The 17,086-nt window shown below is 53.9% G+C and carries 15 protein-coding genes; 11 read left to right on the top strand and 4 right to left on the bottom strand.

From position 1 onward, the window contains the following. The first annotated feature begins 30 nt into the window (after positions 1 to 30). From NHM04_RS09480 to NHM04_RS09470, 3 genes are read left to right on the top strand one after another with little or no spacing between them, the layout of a single operon-like run. Positions 31 to 1,551, top strand: coding sequence for a tryptophan halogenase family protein (locus tag NHM04_RS09480; RefSeq protein ID WP_254263550.1), 1,521 nt, complete (start codon positions 31 to 33; stop codon positions 1,549 to 1,551). Beyond that, positions 1,544 to 3,043, top strand: a complete 1,500-nt coding sequence (locus NHM04_RS09475) for a tryptophan 7-halogenase (RefSeq protein WP_254263549.1) — start codon at positions 1,544 to 1,546, stop codon at positions 3,041 to 3,043. Before NHM04_RS09480 ends, NHM04_RS09475 begins: the two co-directional genes overlap by 8 nt. A gap of 10 nt (positions 3,044 to 3,053) precedes the next feature. Further along, positions 3,054 to 4,544, top strand: a complete 1,491-nt coding sequence (locus NHM04_RS09470) for a tryptophan halogenase family protein (protein WP_254263548.1) — start codon at positions 3,054 to 3,056, stop codon at positions 4,542 to 4,544. Between the two features lie 46 nt (positions 4,545 to 4,590). On the opposite strand, the gene NHM04_RS09465 is transcribed toward NHM04_RS09470, so the two are convergent. Then, complete coding sequence (locus NHM04_RS09465; protein ID WP_254263547.1) at positions 4,591 to 7,062, bottom strand: PAS domain-containing hybrid sensor histidine kinase/response regulator; 2,472 nt, start codon at positions 7,060 to 7,062, stop codon at positions 4,591 to 4,593. Between the two features lie 190 nt (positions 7,063 to 7,252). Then, a complete protein-coding gene (argH, locus tag NHM04_RS09460; RefSeq protein WP_254263546.1) occupies positions 7,253 to 8,644 on the bottom strand; it encodes an argininosuccinate lyase in 1,392 nt (463 codons plus the stop codon). A 123-nt stretch (positions 8,645 to 8,767) separates the two neighbouring features. Between argH and NHM04_RS09455 the strand changes: the two genes are divergently transcribed. From NHM04_RS09455 to NHM04_RS09425, 7 genes are read left to right on the top strand one after another with little or no spacing between them, the layout of a single operon-like run. Beyond that, positions 8,768 to 9,841 (top strand): sensor histidine kinase, encoded by a 1,074-nt coding sequence (locus NHM04_RS09455; RefSeq protein WP_254263545.1) that lies wholly within the window; start codon positions 8,768 to 8,770, stop codon positions 9,839 to 9,841. Continuing rightward, complete coding sequence (locus tag NHM04_RS09450) at positions 9,834 to 10,571, top strand: LytTR family DNA-binding domain-containing protein (RefSeq protein WP_254263544.1); 738 nt, start codon at positions 9,834 to 9,836, stop codon at positions 10,569 to 10,571. Before NHM04_RS09455 ends, NHM04_RS09450 begins: the two co-directional genes overlap by 8 nt. Before the next feature lie 53 nt (positions 10,572 to 10,624). Next, positions 10,625 to 11,572 carry a hydroxymethylbilane synthase gene (hemC, locus tag NHM04_RS09445; protein ID WP_254263543.1) on the top strand — a complete coding sequence of 316 codons (948 nt, stop codon included), beginning with the start codon at positions 10,625 to 10,627 and terminating at the stop codon, positions 11,570 to 11,572. Next, positions 11,569 to 12,357 carry a uroporphyrinogen-III synthase gene (locus NHM04_RS09440; protein WP_254263542.1) on the top strand — a complete coding sequence of 263 codons (789 nt, stop codon included), beginning with the start codon at positions 11,569 to 11,571 and terminating at the stop codon, positions 12,355 to 12,357. Before hemC ends, NHM04_RS09440 begins: the two co-directional genes overlap by 4 nt. Before the next feature lie 14 nt (positions 12,358 to 12,371). Further along, positions 12,372 to 13,544, top strand: coding sequence for a uroporphyrinogen-III C-methyltransferase (locus tag NHM04_RS09435; protein WP_254263541.1), 1,173 nt, complete (start codon positions 12,372 to 12,374; stop codon positions 13,542 to 13,544). Beyond that, on the top strand, positions 13,541 to 14,767 hold the full coding sequence (locus tag NHM04_RS09430; RefSeq protein ID WP_254263540.1) for a heme biosynthesis HemY N-terminal domain-containing protein: 1,227 nt from the start codon (positions 13,541 to 13,543) through the stop codon (positions 14,765 to 14,767). Before NHM04_RS09435 ends, NHM04_RS09430 begins: the two co-directional genes overlap by 4 nt. Next, the gene (locus NHM04_RS09425) at positions 14,764 to 15,099 is read left to right on the top strand and encodes a cupin domain-containing protein (RefSeq protein ID WP_254263539.1); all 336 of its coding nucleotides are present in this window, start codon (positions 14,764 to 14,766) and stop codon (positions 15,097 to 15,099) included. The genes NHM04_RS09430 and NHM04_RS09425 overlap by 4 nt, the downstream gene beginning before the upstream one ends. Positions 15,100 to 15,133: 34 nt before the next feature. Here NHM04_RS09425 and NHM04_RS09420 read toward each other — a convergent pair whose 3' ends face one another. After that, positions 15,134 to 15,376: a DUF5062 family protein gene (locus NHM04_RS09420; protein WP_254263538.1), complete on the bottom strand. Its 243-nt coding sequence runs from the start codon at positions 15,374 to 15,376 to the stop codon at positions 15,134 to 15,136. A 66-nt stretch (positions 15,377 to 15,442) separates the two neighbouring features. Beyond that, positions 15,443 to 16,012 (bottom strand): CPBP family intramembrane glutamic endopeptidase, encoded by a 570-nt coding sequence (locus tag NHM04_RS09415; protein ID WP_254263537.1) that lies wholly within the window; start codon positions 16,010 to 16,012, stop codon positions 15,443 to 15,445. An 82-nt stretch (positions 16,013 to 16,094) separates the two neighbouring features. Between NHM04_RS09415 and NHM04_RS09410 the strand changes: the two genes are divergently transcribed. After that, positions 16,095 to 17,048, top strand: coding sequence for an alpha/beta hydrolase (locus NHM04_RS09410; RefSeq protein WP_254263536.1), 954 nt, complete (start codon positions 16,095 to 16,097; stop codon positions 17,046 to 17,048). Positions 17,049 to 17,086 lie beyond the last annotated feature (38 nt).

Raw genomic sequence — 17,086 nt, 5'->3', positions numbered from 1 at the left:
CGCATTTTTTATTTGAGGCTGAATATTGTTATGCAAGAGAGAATAAAAATAGTCATTGTTGGCGGTGGCACGGCTGGTTGGATGACTGCCGCAGCCCTGTCCCATGTGGTTACCGACAGAGTCTGTGACGTTACTCTGGTGGAATCGGAATCCATCGGTACGGTCGGCGTGGGTGAGGCGACCATTCCCGCGATCAAAGAGTTTAATGACAAGTTGGGTATTATCGAGCCGGATATGATGCAAAAGACCGGCGCCACCTTTAAATTGGGTATCGAGTTTGAAGGCTGGAAAGTGCCTGGTGAAACTTATATGCACCCCTTCGGCGCTTACGGTAAAAGTTTACAGGGCATGGATTTTCACCAGTACTGGTTGAAAGTGCGCCAACAGGGATCGGCCCAACCCCTAGAGCATTACAGCTATTCCATTCAGGCAGCCAGACACGGGAGGTTTGCTTTTCCCGCCAGTGATGCCAGCGCCATCGCCTCTACGTATTCGTATGCTTATCATTTTGATGCGGGGCTGTATGCCAATTACTTAAAGGAGATGTCAGTCGCGAAGGGCGTGCAACGTATAGAAGGGCGGGTTGCTCAGGTTCTGGGGAAAGACGCAGGCGAGGGCATAGATACAATTGTGCTCGAGTCCGGCCAACAGATAACGGCCGATTATTTCATCGATTGTTCAGGTTTCCGATCTTTGCTTTTAGGGCAACAGTTGGGTGTAGGCTTTGAGTCGTGGGCTCACTGGTTGCAATGCGATAGAGCGGTTACCGCACCAAGTGCGCCGATGCAAAATCTGCCTCCTTATACTAGGTCTATGGCCAAGGTCGCAGGTTGGCAGTGGCGCATTCCGTTGCAGCATCGCACAGGCAATGGCTATGTGTATTCCAGTCAGTACCTGAGTGATGACGAGGCGGTACACAGTTTATACGCAGATATGCCGAGTGCACCGGTTACGGATGCCGCGTTGTTAAGGTTTGAAGCCGGGCGGCGCAAGGTGAACTGGAAGGCTAACTGCATCGCCGTGGGGCTTTCCGGCGGCTTTCTGGAACCTTTGGAGTCTACTAGCATTTATCTGATACAGGTTTCCATTCAGCAGCTATTGAAATTGTTCCCGGGGAAAGTACCCTCGCCAGCTCTGACTGATGAATTTAACCGCCGTATCAATTTGGAGTATGAGCGAATCCGGGATTTTTTAATTTTGCATTACGCAGCCAATGAGCGGCGGGGTATGCCATTTTGGGATAACTGCCGCACAATGGAAATTCCTGACTCTTTGACTGAAAAGATTGAGTTGTATTCCAGTCGCGGTTATATCGATCAATACAAATATGGTTTGTTTTCACCCGCGAGCTGGCTGGCGGTACTGATGGGGCAGGTGGGACAAGCAAGCACCTACGAGCGTGTTTGTGACAATCACCCCGTGGCTCGTTTAACCGACAAAGTTGAGTCGATTAGCAGCTCGATTGAGTCGAGTGTGATGGGGCTGGGCGATCACACTGAGTTTGTTAACGATTACTGTAAATCTACGCTAAGTGAGAGAGCCCATGGTTAAAAGTATTTGCGTGGTAGGCCGGGATGCAGATGCGTGGATAACGGCGCGGGTGCTACAGAGGTTTCTGGGTGAGAATTCATTATTAACAGTGCAGATTGTCGAGCTACCCTCCGAGGTTGGTCCGCAGGATGTATACCCCAGTATCCCTTCTGTGCGAGGGCTGCACAAATTGCTGGGGCTTTCTGAGTCGGACTTGATTGCTAATTTGGGGGTAGCTAATTCCATTGGCAATAGATTTTCCGGCTGGTCATCAGACGGTGATTACTATCAGGTTTTCGATACCCACGGCTTGCCCATTAAAGATATAGATTTTGTTCAGTATTGGATTCGAGGCAGAAAAAAAGGCTTGCAGGTTCCATATCACGAGTTTTCTCTGGCGGTGGCTGCAGCCAAAAGAAATAAATTCGTACTGCTCAATGAGCAGGCGTCAGCATTCAGTCATGCATCCTACAGCTTTAATATTCCGGCGCTAGCGTATCTTAAGCGTATCGCTTCTGACACCATAGCCAGTGGTGTGAAAAGGTATGAGGGGCCTATTGCCAAAGTAGAGGTTGAAGCTGGTGCAATTCGGCATATCCTATTGGAAGACGGGCAAACCGTTACGGCGGATCTCTTTGTCGATGCCTGTGGCCCGGCAGGAGAGCTGATCTCCAAACTTGGAGGAGACGCTTATGAGTCGCTTCAGGATAGGTTTCCACTAACGGCGAGTGTACACGCTCTGGCAGACAAGATAACTCCCATACCGTCATGCAACCATTGCCTTGCCAATGAGCGTGGGTGGCTGGGCGTCTATCCGCTTGCGGATAAGACCGCGCTGAGGTTCAACTATAATCCGCAACAGTCCGTGCCCGACCAGGTGGCAAAAACGCTGCAAGGTTTGTGCGCTATGCCAATGAGAGAAGGTGTGGTAAAGAATAAAGTGGCGGGTCGGAGGCGATCTCCCTGGCTGAAAAACTGTGTGGCTGTAGGTGGTTCGGCCGCCTGCTTAGACGATGTTAATGGTGTGGAACTACATGTATTACATTTGACGTTGTCCTACCTGATGGCGTTGTTCCCGGTTGCCGACAGCTATACGGCCGAGCAAAAAAAATACATCGAAAAAGTGAATTCGCATATAGATCGAATAGTGGATTTTCAGCAGGCGCATTATTTACTGAATGGTCGCGATAACGATACTTTGTGGCATTCATTCAAGTCATTGTCGCCAAGCGCTCATCTACAACAAAAATTAAACTTGTTTCAGGCGCGAGGGGCGCTTTGCATGTATGAAGATGAAACCTTTCAAGAGGAGGATTGGTATGCGCTCTTGTGTGGTAATGGCCTCTTGCCTCAGTCCTATGACTTGCAAGTGAATAACCTGGATGAACAGGAACAAATCAAAGAGTTCCAAAAAATGCTGAGCTTTGTCGCCCGTGAGGCGGAACAAATGCCAGACTTATCGGTACACTTAGGCTTAGAAAATAACGATAACTATACGGGTGCAATGTTTTAGAGGGGATTTTATGATTAATCGTGTAGTGATTCTCGGTGGCGGCACGGCCGGTTGGATGAGCGCTGCAGCCCTGGCTAAATCTCTGGCGGGCGGGCCAGTGTCTATCACCCTGGTTGAGTCGGAAGCGATAGGCACCGTTGGTGTTGGTGAGGCGACAATTCCGCCTATCATGATCTACAACAATGCGCTTGGAATCAGCGAGGCGGATTTTGTTCGCGCCACTAAAGCCACTTTTAAGTTGGGAATCGAATTTGCCAATTGGCGTAAGCAGGGCGTTTCCTACTTTCATCCGTTTGGCATGTTGGGTTCTGACATGGACGGTATCAGCTTTATGCACTATTGGCTGCGCTGGAGAAAAAACGGTGGCGCCACAGATTTTCTCAGCTTTAATGCCGAGGCCTGTGCGGCGCGTGAGAATAAGTTTGCCTGGGTCGAGAATGAAGCCGGCCCCAAAATGCTGCCCGATGTGAACTACGCCTATCACTTTGATGCCGGCTTGTACGCAAAGTTTTTGCGCGAGTTCGCCGAGGCTCGCGGTGTTTCGCGTATTGAGGGCAAGGTGAGCGAGGTGACACAAAACCCGCACACAGGCGATATTGAAAAGCTGCTGCTGGAGAACGGGCGAGTCGTTGAAGGCGACCTGTTTATCGATTGCAGCGGCTTTAGAGGGATGTTGATTGAGCAGGTGTACCAGACCGGTTATGAGGATTGGAGCCATTGGTTACCTGTGGATAGTGCAGTAGCCGTACCTTCTGCATCAACGGGTGAGCTTCTTCCTTATACGCGTTCAATCGCGCACGATGCAGGTTGGCAGTGGCGTATTCCCCTGCAGCACCGTGTGGGTAACGGCTATGTTTACTGCAGTAAATATACAAGTGATGAGCAGGCTCGCGAGGTGTTGTTGAATAACCTCGACGGCGAGGCTCTGGCTGAGCCTAGAACACTTCGCTTTACCACCGGGGTGAGAAAAAAATCCTGGGTGAATAACTGCATCGCGGTAGGCTTATCGAGCGGGTTTTTAGAGCCGCTAGAATCTACTAGCATTCATTTGATTCAGCGCGCGGTACATAAAATCCTGGCAATGTTTCCCCGCAGTAAAATCCAACCGTCATTGGTAGAGCGCTTTAATCGTGAAATGTATCAAGAGTACGATGAGGTCAAAGACTTTCTGATTGCTCACTATGCTATAACAGAGCGCGATGACAGCCCCTTCTGGCGCTATGTGAAAAACATGGAGTTGCCTGCCAGCCTGGTGGAAAAGCTCGAAGTGTTCAAAGAGCGCGGCGAGGTGTTGGTGAACCGATACGATATGTTTCGTGAAACCAGCTGGTTTGCTGTGCTGCTGGGGCAAGGCTTCGAGCCTGAGGGCTATCACCCGGTGGCCGATGCTATCTCAGATGAGCAACTGCACATGCGACTTACGCATATTCGCAACGCCGTGGCAAAGCGGGTTTCTACGCTGCCAAAGCACGGCGAGTTTGTCAGAAAGCACTATATGTAAGTTCGTTAGGGTGTTTTGTGCATGAAAGCATAGCGGTTTGATTTTGTTATTGTGGTGCCCGCTCAGGCTTGGTTGCGAGTAGGTCGCAGAGTGTCTGATACAGGTCGTCAGGCTTTAGAGGTTTGCTGATGTATTCGTTCATGCCCGCCGCCAAGCAGGCTTCTCTGTCGCCCTGGATGGCCTGAGCGGTAACCGCAATAATAGGCAAGTTGTGCAGCTGTTTGTCTTTGCGAATAATTTTGGTGGCGCTGATACCATCCAATATCGGCATCTCAATGTCCATTAAAACGGCATCGAATCCTTCAGGGCTGTTTTCTAAGATCTCTAGCGCCTGTTGGCCGTTGTCGGCACTGATTACGCTGATCCCCACCTTTCTCAGAATTCCGCGTGCTACCTGCTGATTAATAACATTGTCCTCGACGAGTAAAATTCTAAGCCCTTTTAGCGCCGCCGCCCGAGTTTCGCTGTGCTTGGCGCTTTGCTCTATGGCGCACTCGGGCAGGGCGCGGCAGATGGCGTCAAACAGACGCGAGTCGCTGACAGGTTTGCTGAGAAAGCTATCTACGTAGTCGGAGTCTTGATGGTCGGTGAAAATTTCGTCGCGCTGAAAAGACGAGACCAGAAATATCAGAGGTTTATTGTGAATAGTCTCTGAGCATTTGATGTCTCTGGCGGCCTCAAGGCCATTTTTAAGGGGCATTTTGTAATCTAGTAGTACGATGTCGTAGGGGGCGGCGTCAGCTTCGGCCTGCTGTATTTTCCCCAGGGCAGAATGGGCATCTTTTGCTGTATCAACATTATCTATAATTTTACTGGCAGTTTTTAATAATATATCCAGAGCCAGCTGGTTGTCGTCAACCACTAAGATCTTGAGGGATCTACAATTAGAGCTTCTTTGCTGTATACGATTATCACCAATCTTGCTGGGTTCAAGCTCGGCCGTAAACGAAAAAGTGGTTCCTTGCTCTGGCTTGCTCTCTACGGTTAACTGCCCTTGCATTAGGTTTACCAGCAGGTTGCATATATGCAGGCCAAAGTCGTTGTTATTCTCTTGCCGGTCAAGATTAGAGGCTTTGAGGCTTTCTTGCAGCTGTCGAAGTGCTTGAGGCGCTATGCCTTCACCATGGTCCGTAACGCTAAATTTTACACTTACCGCCTCAGGTGTTTTTGCCAGGGCTTCGGCGCTGACAATGACCTCGTTGCTACCGGAATACTGCAGTGAGTTCTTGATCAGTTGGCTGATAATGTGACTGATGCGGGTGGCGTCGCCGCGCACAAAGCGCGGTGTGTTATCTTTTATGTCAAATATAATGTTCGACTTCTCATGTAGAGCGCTGCTTTCAAACATGCGCGCCAAGCGTTCCAGCATTTGCTCTAAATCGAAATGGTTTTTTTCAATAATTATTTTGCCGGTTTCTAGTTTTGCGTAGTCGAACACTTGATTAATGGTTTGCAAGAGCGTACCCGCGGCGCTCTGAATACTGCTGATGTAACTTTTTTGCAGATCATTAATTGACGTGTCTTCGAGTAGATGGCTCAGGCCGATAATGGCATTCATCGGTGTGCGTATTTCATGACTCATGCTGGCCATAAACTTACTTTTGGCGTGGCTCGATTCCTCTGCCAGAGTTCGCGCTTCAAGCAATTCATTTTTGTCGAGAATACTTTGCGTGATATCGCTGCTTGTTGCTACGCAGCGGGTAAAGAGGCCTTGCTCGTCGGGCTCTACAAAAATGCAGCGACAGTTCACCCAAACTACCGTGCCGTGTCTGCTCAATAGCCGATGCTCAAAGCTCAGATGTGATTGGCGGTTTTGACGTGCGCCTTGCAACTTTTCAATCACCGTATCGGCGTCATCCGGGTGGAGCAAGTAATGCACAAATGTGTTTAAGCTACCTGGGCGCTGTTGGTAATCGTAGCCGAGCATACGCCAATAACCGCGGCTAAAGTGAATGCGGTTTTCACCAATCTGCCAGTCCCATAGACCGTCGCGAGAGGCCTCCATGGCATAGTGATAGCGTTTATCTCGTTCCTGCAAATCGTTTAACAGCTGATTGCGGCAGTAGGCATCGTGTATCAGGGCGCCTACCTTCCTCACCAGCGATAGCTCGGGGGTTGAGATCTGCTTGGCAGCGATTTGCCATACGGCAACAAGTTTGCCATTGGAAGATACTGGCACCAGCTGCTGGTTATTGTTGAGTACCGCTGCAAAGCGTTTTAGTGTCGCGCAATCGTGTGCTGACGGTTGAGGCTGCTCTAAAGCGGCAGACTGGGCAATGAGTTGCCAGGGTTGCAGGAGGTCGGAAACCAGCCACACGGCAAGCTCGGGGCAGTTAATTTGGGTGGCCAAAAGTTGCAGGCTGAGGAGGATGTTGCCTTCATTGGAATCACCCAATAACAACTCGAAATGAGGCAGTAGCGGGTCTTGCTCCGATGACTGCGAGCCGCCGGATTGAGCGGCGAGCGCCTGTTCCAGCTGCTCGATGCGAGCCTCTAGCGCTTTTTCTTTCCCTGGCATGGGGCCCCCGGTGTTTTACCGCCTGCGTAGACTAATAATTCTTGTTGAACCGATAATCATAGTCAATTATGGCGACAATTCCAGCGGCTTTACACAATTAACTCGGGCAGAGGCGGCGGCAAAAACAGAAGGGAGGCCCCGCCTAGCAGTGAGCGCTACGGCGGGGCTTATGCAGGCAAGTATTAGAGTCTTAGCCGAGCTCGGCGCGGGCGCGCGCAACGGCGGCCTTGACTTGTTTGGGGGCGGTTCCGCCGGTGTGGTCGCGTGCAGCCACAGAGCCTTCCAATGTCAGTACCTCAAACACGTCGGCGGCAATGGTATCGGAGAACTGCTGCAGCTCTTGCAAGCTCATTTCCGATAAGTCTTTCCCGCTTTCAATACCGTATGCGACGGATTTCCCCACGACCTCGTGAGCATCGCGGAAAGGCATACCTTTGCGAACCAAGTAGTCGGCCAGATCGGTGGCGGTGGAGAAACCGCGGCGTGCCGCCTCGTACATATTGTCTTTGCGGGCGGTAATGGCCGGCACCATGTCGGCAAAGGCGCGCAGGCAGTCTTTGACGGTGTCGATAGCATCGAACAGCGGCTCTTTGTCCTCTTGGTTGTCTTTGTTGTAGGCCAGCGGCTGTGACTTCATTAGCGTCAGCAGGCTGATCAGATGGCCGTTGACCCGGCCGGTTTTACCGCGCACCAGTTCGGGTACATCCGGATTTTTCTTTTGCGGCATGATGGATGAGCCAGTGCAGAAGCGATCGGGCAGATCAATGAAATCAAATTGCGCGCTGGTCCACAGTACCAGCTCTTCACTGGCGCGGGACAGGTGCGTCAGCAAGATGCTGGCAAAGGCGCAGAACTCAATGGCAAAGTCGCGATCCGACACCGAGTCCAGGCTGTTGTTAGTAGGCTTATCAAACCCCAGTAGCTCGGCGGTAAGGGCGCGATCAATGGGGTAGGTGGTTCCCGCCAGTGCGGCTGCTCCCAGGGGCGATTGGTTCAGGCGCGCGCGGCAGTCGGCCAGGCGACCGGCATCGCGGGTCAGCATTTCAAACCAGGCCAGCAAATGGTGGCCAAAGGTTACCGGTTGCGCGGTTTGCAGGTGGGTGAAGCCGGGCATTATGGTGTCGGCTTCGCGCTCGGCTATGTCCAAAATCCCGCTTTGCAGGCGCTTTAGCTCGCCGGCGATGGTGTCGATCTCGTCGCGCAGGTACAGGCGTATATCGGTCGCTACCTGATCGTTGCGCGAGCGGCCCGTGTGCAGTTTTTTGCCGGTAATGCCTATTTTTTCGGTCAGAGCCGCCTCGATGTTCATGTGCACATCTTCGAGGGTAACCGACCAGTTGAATTTGCCCGCGTCTATGTCGGCGCGAATTTCTTCCAGCCCGGTGATAATTTGGTCTTTTTCGGCGGCGCTCAGGACACCGACTTTTTCCAGCATTGTGGCGTGGGCAATAGAACCGTTTATGTCGTGGTGATACAGTCGCCAGTCAAATCCGATAGATGCGGTAAAGCGCTCCACAAAAGCATCGGTGGCTTCGCTAAAACGGCCACCCCAGGGTTTGGCGGTCTGATCTTGTTCGCTCATAGTCTCTCTCGCGGCTATAGTGGTTGGCGCTGGCGCCAGTTGCTGTGAACACCAGTGCCGATAAAATACAAAGTGGCGGCATTATAGCCAATAACAGGCGGTAAAGGGGCTGACAAAGGACAAATGACGGATCGCACTGCAAGCGTAAATAATAGTCGCAGCGACGGCCTGCCCAATCTGTGCAGTGTGTATGCCTTGCTGTTGTTAGTGATTGTGGCCGAGCTTTTGGCGTTACTACTGGTGTTGGCTGACGGCGGTTTAGCGGGTTTTAGCTGGTCGCAATTGGGGTTGGTGTCCTTTCTTTTGCAGTGGATCGTGCTGGGCAGCGCCGCTGTGTTATGTCGCTTGCGGCCCTTGCTTGCGCGCGTCAGTCCGGTGTTATCCGGGCTGTGCAGTTATGCTGTGGTGCTGGCCTGCACCGCTGTGTTTTCCGTCGCAGGGCAGTGGCTGCTGCAGGGCTTAGGCGGACGTTTTATCGATTGGTGGCAGGTGGCCACTCATGTATTGATCGCGGCGATTCTGGCCGGTATTTTACTGCGCTATCTTTATTTGCAGCAGCGTTTATATCGTCAACAGCAGGCCGAGCTGCGCGCCCGGATTCAGGCTCTGCAGGCTCGTATTGAGCCGCATTTTTTATTCAACAGTATGAACTCTATTGCCAGCTTGATTGCGATAGAACCGGCTCTGGCGGAGCGTCAGGTAGAGGATTTGAGCGATTTGCTGCGTGCCAGTCTGGCCGAGCCCGCACTGATTCCCGCCAAGCGTGAGTTGGCGCTGTGTTTGAGTTATGTGCACATCGAGCAGGCCCGGCTCGGCGACAGGCTGGCATTGACTTGGCAGGTTGACGAGCTTCCCGCCGTGGCGGTGCTGCCTAATTTACTACTGCAGCCGCTGCTGGAAAATGCCATTAATCACGGTGTCGAACCATCGCCTGCAGGTGGCTGGGTAACGGTTAAGGTGGGTGCCGATACCAGTGCGCTGACGATTATGATCAGCAATTCCTTGCCCGAGGCAGGTCAGAGTGCGAGGCGGCCGGGCAATCGCATGGCGCTCGCCAACATCGAGCATCGTTTGCGGGCGCATTTTGGCGACCATGCCGAGCTGCGGCTCGAGCGTGGCGATGAAAGTTTCGCAGTGAGTATAAGAATCGCACTGAAAGCCTGTACTGAAGCGATGCAAAGGCAACACCATGGATAATGTAATGTTAGAAATACTGGTTGTGGATGACGAGCCTCTGGCGCGCGCTCGACTGGTGCGCATGATTGAGGAGCTGGATGGTTACGCGGTTTCCGCAGAGGCGGCGAATACGGCTGAAGCTTTGGCGCAAATTGATCAGGTCGACCCGGATATTGTCCTGCTTGATATTCAGATGCCGGGTGATAACGGCTTAAGCGCGGCGCGACAAATCGGTGAGCTGGATGATCCTCCGGCGCTAATATTCTGCACCGCTTTTGACGAACATGCGCTGGAGGCATTTGCCACAGTTGCGGTGGGTTATCTGCTTAAACCGGTGCGCCGTGAGCACTTGCACGAGGCGCTGCGTCAAGCCGCCAAGCCCAACAAGCTGCAGCGCGCGGCGACCGGGCCCAAGTCTGCCCCGCTCAGTATTACCGCCAAAACGCACCGCGGCGTAGAGCGTATCCCGCTGAGCGAAGTGCGCTTTTTCCTTGCCGATCAAAAGTATGTCACTGTCTATCACACTTCGGGCCAGCACCTGTTGGATAACTCACTCAAAGAGCTGGAACAAATGCTGGGCGATCGGGTGGTAAGAGTGCACCGCAATGCGCTGGTGGTGATAGAGCATATTCGCGCCTTGGAGCGCAATCCGGAGGGGGGCTACTGCCTACGCCTCACGGACATGGAGCAGCGCCCGTCTGTCAGTCGCCGCCACGCGGGTGCGGTAAAAGCTCTATTGCAGAGCCTGTAGCGGCGCCCGGGCTTTGCTATCATGGTGACCTTTTACATGCCCGCGGGAGATTTATGAGCCAGCCTATTCATCGCACCATACGTATTGCCACACGCAAAAGCCTGTTGGCCCTGTGGCAGGCGGAATATGTAAAAGCCGAGCTGGAAAAACATCACCCAGGGCTTGCCGTTGAACTGGTGCCCCTTACCAGCCGCGGCGACAAGATTCTCGATGTGCCCTTGGCCAAGGTGGGCGGCAAAGGCTTGTTCGTAAAAGAGCTGGAACAGGCCATGCTGGCCGATGAGGCCGATATTGCCGTGCACTCTATGAAAGATGTGCCCATGGAGTTTCCTGAGGGGCTGGGCCTGGCCGTTATCTGCGAGCGCGAAGATCCGCGCGACGCTTTTGTCAGCAATAAATTTAACACCCTTGATGCACTGCCGGAGGGCAGCGTGGTGGGTACTTCCAGTTTGCGACGTCAGTGCCAAGTGCTCGCGGCTCGGCCAGATCTAACCGTTAACTTTTTGCGCGGTAATGTGCAAACCCGGCTAAAAAAGCTGGACGACGGCGAGTTCGACGCCATTATCCTCGCCAGCGCCGGGCTGATTCGCCTGCAGTTGCAGCAGCGTATTGCCAGCTTTATGGCGCCCGAAGTGAGTTTGCCTGCCGGTGGGCAGGGCGCGGTGGGAATTGAATGCCGCACCGATGACACCGAGCTACACGAGTTGCTCGCGCCTTTGCATCATGCCCCCACCGCCGTCTGTGTCGAGGCCGAGCGCGCCATGAATCGCCGTCTTGAAGGTGGTTGTCAGGTGCCTATTGCCTGTTATGCGGTGCGCGAAAACGACCAGCTATGGCTGCGCGGTCTGGTCGGCGCGGTGGATGGTTCGACTCTATTGTACGAAGAAGACCGAGGTCCCGAGCAAAGTGCTGAGGCCATGGGCATAGCGATGGCCGAGCGTTTGCTGGCAGCTGGCGCCGATAAAATTCTTGCCGAAGTGTATGGTCGCGAGCTGCAATGAGTCACTGGCGCCTGCTTATTACCCGCCCCCAGCCTGCGGCCCAACAATGGCAGCAGTGGCTGGCCGGGCAGGGCTATGTGGCGGATGTGATCAGCGTAATGGCGATTGAGCCTGTTAGCGTCGAGCAACAGTTGCAGGCGATCAAGTCGGTTATTCTGGATTTTGATCAGTATCAGAAAGCGCTGTTTGTGAGTCGCAACGCCGCCTATTATGCCAGCCAGTGGCTGGATGATTACTGGCCGCAGTGGCCGGTGGGGGTGGACTGTTTTGCGGTCGGGCGCGCCACTGCAGAAGCCTTGGCCGAGGCGGATATTCCCGTGCGTGCGCTGGGCGATGACAATTCCGCAATGAACAGTGAAAACCTGCTTGCCGAGCCCGACCTGCAAGATGTAGCGGGAGAGAAAATTGTTATTTTCCGGGGCTGCGGCGGGCGCGAACTGATCAGCCGCACCTTAGAGGAGCGCGGCGCCGCCGTGCACCACTGCGAGCTCTACCATCGGGTGCTCGTCGACGTCAGCGAAGCGCCTCTGCAGCGCTGGCTTGAGGTCGCAGGTCCCGCCGATCTGGTGACAGTTCACAGTGGCGAAAGCCTCGCGAACTTATGCGAGCTGGCCGAGCGTGGGGGGAAGGGTGCGCGTTTGCTAGATTTAACCCTACTGGTGCCGGGCGAGCGAGTGGCCGCCCAAGCGCGCGAGTTCGGATTTACCAAAGTGCTGCAGGCCCGCAACGCGGGCAATAAGGCGATGTTGGAACAGCTACAGGCTTACCGCCAAAAACTGGCGTAGCAGGAGAATTACTCATGTCAGAGACACCCGCCGAACACCCCGAGCAAGAGACACAATCGCAGGGCGAATCAGTGCCCGCCGAACAAGACCGCTCAGAGGCCGAGCATAAATCGGCGCAAAAACCGGCGCGTAAGACCGGTGGTGCGGGGCTGGCGTGGTTTTGTCTGCTGCTGTTATTGGCTGCGGCCGTTGCCGGTGGCTGGTACGGCTGGCAGATGTGGCAGCAACTACAAGCTTTGCAGGCGCGCGAGCTTCCCGCCCCGGTGGAAGCGCCGCCCCCTTTCGATGCAGGCCCCTTAGAGCGTCAGCTGGCCGAATTGCAGCAACAGAACAACACCCTGAGTCGGCGCCTGGAGCAGCTTGCCAATGCTGAAATTGACCCCCAGTTGGTGCGCTCGCTGGCGGCGGATGTGGGTTCGGTACAAAGCCGGCTCGACGCCATGGCCGATACCTCACGAGACGATTGGAAATTAGCTGAAGCGGCTTTTTTATTGCGTCTGGCCAATCAAAAAGTGCTGGTGGAACACAACAGTTCTGAAGCCCTGGCCCTGGCTCAGGCGGCCGATAAAATTATCAAAGAGCAGGACGACCCAGGCTTATTTGCCATTCGCCAGGCACTTAGCCAGGAGATGACCGAACTTAAAATGGTGGAGCCGGTGGATCGCGAGGGCATCTATTTGCAGCTTCAGGCTCTGATTGATCAAGTGTCACAGCTTCCGCTGTTGCAGTCGTTCCAGCGCCAGTTGCCGGTCGCCACCGAAGCGCAGGTGCAAGATCCAGCCGCCGAAGCGGGAGCTTGGGCCCGGGTTAAGGCCAGCGTGATGCGCGGCCTGCAAACGCTGGGGTCACTGGTTCGGGTCAACAATCACGCCGAGCCGGTAGAGCCCTTGCTTGGGCCAGAGCAGGCCTGGTTTTTACGCCAGAACTTACAGTTGATGCTGGAGCAGGCACAAATTGCGCTGCTGCGCGAGGAGTCCCGGGTGTACCACCAGAGCCTGGAGCGGGCGCAGGACTGGCTGCAGAAATATTTCTCCCGCAATGCTCAGACCCAAGTCGTGAGCGATGAATTGCAAAAGCTCGATGAGCTGGCGATTAAAGTCGAAGTACCCGATATCAGCGCCGCCCAGCAACAGCTGCAAGATTATATCGACCGGTTGCATAAAGTATCCGGAGGTCAGACGCCATGAAAAAACGCCTGATTCTGCTGCTGCTATTTATGCTGCTGGGCGCTTTGGTGTTCCAGCTTATGCGTCACGACAGTGGCTATGTGCTGCTCGCCTATGGTTCCACCACCGTCGAGATGAGTGTGTGGACTGCACTGGCCTTTGCATTATTGCTGGGGTTTGCCATTTACCTTATCTGGCGCTTGCTGCAAGGTGGCCGCAAAGTGACTCGGGTAATTGCAGGCGGGCGCCGGCATTCCGCGCGGGCGCAATCACAGACCATGGCGGCACTGGTGGATTTTATCGAGGGCAACTGGCTGGTGGCGCGCAAAAAATTGGTCAAGTCAGCGGACAAATCCGTGAACCCTTTGGTCAATTACCTCGCCGCCGCGCGCTGCTCCTACGAGTTAAAAGATTTCTCGGGCGCGTTGGATTTGCTGCACAAGGCGGAAAAAAGTCGTGAGAGCAGTGAATTGGCGGTGGCGTTAACTCAGGCGCGGATGCAGTTGGGCAGCCAGCGTTACGAGCAGTGTCTGGCCACATTAAAGCGCATTAAACGCAGCGCCCCCGAGCATCCTGTGGTGCTCGATTTACTCGCCAATGTGTACTGGGAGCTGGACGATATAGAGGCGTTGGAAGAGTTGCTGCCGAGTTTGCGTCAACTTCAGGTGCGCAGCGCCGAAGACCTGCGTACGCTGGAGGTAAAAGTCTATTTGCGCCACCTTCAGCTGCTAGAGAAGCGACACAAAAAGCAGCCCGATAGAGAGGCAAGCAAGGCCGCACTGGATGAAATTTGGGCGCGGGTGCCAGCGCCTTTGCAAAAAGAGCCCGAGCTGATGGCAGGATTTGCCGCGGTGCTGTTGCGCTTGGGGTGTGATGAAGAGGCCGAGCCTATGCTGGCCAAGGCACTGCAAAAAAACTGGCAGGAAGAGTGGGTTGAGCTATACGGGCGCACCAATGTCAGTAACGCCAAGGCGCAGTTAAAAACCGCTACCGCCTGGTCGCGCCAACACGATGCTGATGCAGTGCTGTTGGCGGCACTGGGGCGTATTTGTGTGCGCAACCAACTGTGGGGCAAAGCCAAAGATTATTTCCGTGAGTCCTTGGATATGTGTCCCCTGGCGGATGTGTATCTGGAGCTGGGGCAGTTGCTGGAACAGCTGGGCGAGCCGGAAAAGAGCGCGGCGGTGTACCGCGAGGCTTTGCATCATTTGGCAAACTCGCAGCGCGAGCTGGCACTGCAGTGAACCACTCCACCGACATTGCCAATTTGTTCGCCGATATCCCCGCCCAGTTACCGCAGGAGCTAAGCACCCGCTTACTGGACGCAAAAAACCTTCGAATCGAGCGGATAGTGTCCTATGGCCACGCCTCTGAGCCCGACTTTTGGTACCAGCAAGAGGAGCACGAGTGGGTGATTCTACTCACGGGTGGCGCTCTGTTGCGCTGGGCTTCAGGCCGTGAAGAAGCTCTCGCTCCGGGTGATTACGTGTTTATCCCCGCCGGGGAAAAACACCGGGTGGAGGGAACCCTGGCCGATGAACACTCGGTTTGGCTGGCGGTGTTTTTTGCCGCGTGAGGTGGGCGTCTATCTATTGCTATTGCGCCAGGTTTTAAGATGATGGCAGGCGCGAGGCCCACAGGGCCAGTTTATGTTGGATGGTTTTCTGCGATACCTGATCTTCGGGCAGAGGCTGAATTAACTTGTCGTGTGCCAACAGGCGGTAGATATACAGCGCCCGGTCCGCGACTGAATCGGTAGCTTCAAACTTTGCCGCGCCGCGTTTTTCTGCGTAACTTCCCCCCACCTTTAAGGCCTTTTTAAACAGTTCTTTTTCGTTGTCGAGCTTTTTCATAGCCTGCCTCTCGCTAAGTTATTACGCAGTTGTAGCATCCTGGCAAGGCTGTTGCCACTGTGCCATTTAGGTTGTTAACCCCAGTAGGCGGGGGCGATAAAGCAAAGCCACCAAGGCTATAAAATCATACAGACCATGCCATACTGCCACTAATAGTAAGCTGTCGCTAATGGCGTATACCAGTCCAAAGGCCAGCCCCATCACCAGGCTTACTGCAAAATACACCACAGACAAAAAGTGCAACGCAGCAAATACAAAGGCGGCGATGCAGATTGCGACCGCATCGCCCCAGTAATGGCCAATGGTGTGCTGTAAAAAAGCGCGAAAGAGTAGCTCTTCGCCAAAACCGGCGGCGATACTGATCAACACCAGCTGCCATAGGTGGGCGCCTTTAAACAGGTGGCGCAATTGCATGAGGTGGGGTGCCAGCATGTTTTGCAGTGGCTTGCAGAGGATTAAGGTTACGCACCAACCCAAATAGGTTAAGAGTGCGGCGCCAATGCCCCAGCTAATATCGATAAGTGATACGGGCCAAATCACCGGTAGTGCCAATCCTGCCAGCATTAATCCGGCTATACCCACCAAACCCAGGGCTGCTTCAAAGCTGAAAAAAGTCCAAAAGCTTCGGGCTCGCATAAGTTGAATCTCTGGCGTTAGGCTAATGAGTGTTAGCGGGCTACTATAGGAGCTTAATAAAATTGTGTACAGGAACTGGATTATGGGAGACATTGCAAAGCGTGTTGTTGCAGGTATTGTTACTGCGTTAGTGGTGGGTGTTTGCCTGCCTGCGGCGAGAGTTTTAGCGGGGGAAAATCCCCCCCAGGATGCGTTTGTTATGAAGTTGTACGACGGCGATATTCCGGGAGCCGTCGCGAGTGAGGACTTAGAGACCATTCGCGATCCCGAGCACCCGGATACCTTTATTCAAAAGGTAACTTATCCAACCTTAACCGGCTATTTACCGAACCCCGAACTGGCCACGGGTGTGGCTGTAGTGATTTGTCCTGGCGGCGGCTATGGCGGTGTCTCTATCGTAAAAGAGGGGTATCAGGTTGCCGAGCGCTTGCAATCTCAGGGGATTGCCGCGTTTGTACTCAAATACCGCGATCCGCTGGATGCCACAATGGCCGATAAGAAGTTCGGCCCTTTACAGGATGTGCAACAGGCGCTGGCTAAGGTTCGCAGTAATGCGCAACAGTGGCATTTAAACGCGGATAAAATCGGTGTTATGGGGTTCTCGGCGGGAGGGCATTTAGCGTCGTCGGCGGCAGTGCATTTTAATGATCCGGTGCTGTCCTCGCTTGCCCCGGACGAGGTGCGTCCGGATTTTCAGGTGCTGATTTATCCTGTGATCAGCTTTGACGACGCTATCGGTCATTTGGGGTCGCGGACGAACTTATTGGGCGATCCCGCCGGCCAAAAGTGGATCGATTATTTCAGCAACGACACGCAAGTGAATGCGCAGACGCCTCCTGCATTCCTCGTTCACGCGGGCGATGATGGATCGGTGGTGGTGGAAAACTCTCTTAGCTATTATCGGGCCTTAAAGGCTAGTGATGTGGCTGCCGGTATGCTGATACTGCCGAGCGGTGGTCATGGGTTTGGCATGCGCAATCCGGTCGATTGGTTTGCAACCATGCTGCAGTGGATGAAATCTGAGGGGATTTATTAAATCTGATTTATAAAGCTGAAGCTTAAACCGCCCGGATA

The organism is Gilvimarinus sp. DA14 (assembly GCF_024204685.1).
In the GTDB taxonomy this organism is placed as follows: domain Bacteria; phylum Pseudomonadota; class Gammaproteobacteria; order Pseudomonadales; family Cellvibrionaceae; genus Gilvimarinus.
Note: the sequence above shows the minus strand (reverse complement) of the source record. Positions and strands in the feature narration are given on the sequence as shown.

Excerpts from the sequence above, each read along its gene's own strand:
- hemC (WP_254263543.1), top strand. The coding sequence starts at position 10,625 with ATGAGCCAGCCTATTCATCGCACCATACGTATTGCCACACGCAAAAGC.
- NHM04_RS09430 (WP_254263540.1), top strand. The coding sequence starts at position 13,541 with ATGAAAAAACGCCTGATTCTGCTGCTGCTATTTATGCTGCTGGGCGCT.
- NHM04_RS09410 (WP_254263536.1), top strand. The coding sequence starts at position 16,095 with ATGGGAGACATTGCAAAGCGTGTTGTTGCAGGTATTGTTACTGCGTTA.
- NHM04_RS09480 (WP_254263550.1), top strand. The coding sequence starts at position 31 with ATGCAAGAGAGAATAAAAATAGTCATTGTTGGCGGTGGCACGGCTGGT.
- NHM04_RS09470 (WP_254263548.1), top strand. The coding sequence starts at position 3,054 with ATGATTAATCGTGTAGTGATTCTCGGTGGCGGCACGGCCGGTTGGATG.
- NHM04_RS09455 (WP_254263545.1), top strand. The coding sequence starts at position 8,768 with ATGACGGATCGCACTGCAAGCGTAAATAATAGTCGCAGCGACGGCCTG.
- NHM04_RS09420 (WP_254263538.1), bottom strand. The coding sequence starts at position 15,376 with ATGAAAAAGCTCGACAACGAAAAAGAACTGTTTAAAAAGGCCTTAAAG.
- argH (WP_254263546.1), bottom strand. The coding sequence starts at position 8,644 with ATGAGCGAACAAGATCAGACCGCCAAACCCTGGGGTGGCCGTTTTAGC.
- NHM04_RS09415 (WP_254263537.1), bottom strand. The coding sequence starts at position 16,012 with ATGCGAGCCCGAAGCTTTTGGACTTTTTTCAGCTTTGAAGCAGCCCTG.
- NHM04_RS09475 (WP_254263549.1), top strand. The coding sequence starts at position 1,544 with ATGGTTAAAAGTATTTGCGTGGTAGGCCGGGATGCAGATGCGTGGATA.
- NHM04_RS09465 (WP_254263547.1), bottom strand. The coding sequence starts at position 7,062 with ATGCCAGGGAAAGAAAAAGCGCTAGAGGCTCGCATCGAGCAGCTGGAA.
- NHM04_RS09450 (WP_254263544.1), top strand. The coding sequence starts at position 9,834 with ATGGATAATGTAATGTTAGAAATACTGGTTGTGGATGACGAGCCTCTG.
- NHM04_RS09435 (WP_254263541.1), top strand. The coding sequence starts at position 12,372 with ATGTCAGAGACACCCGCCGAACACCCCGAGCAAGAGACACAATCGCAG.
- NHM04_RS09440 (WP_254263542.1), top strand. The coding sequence starts at position 11,569 with ATGAGTCACTGGCGCCTGCTTATTACCCGCCCCCAGCCTGCGGCCCAA.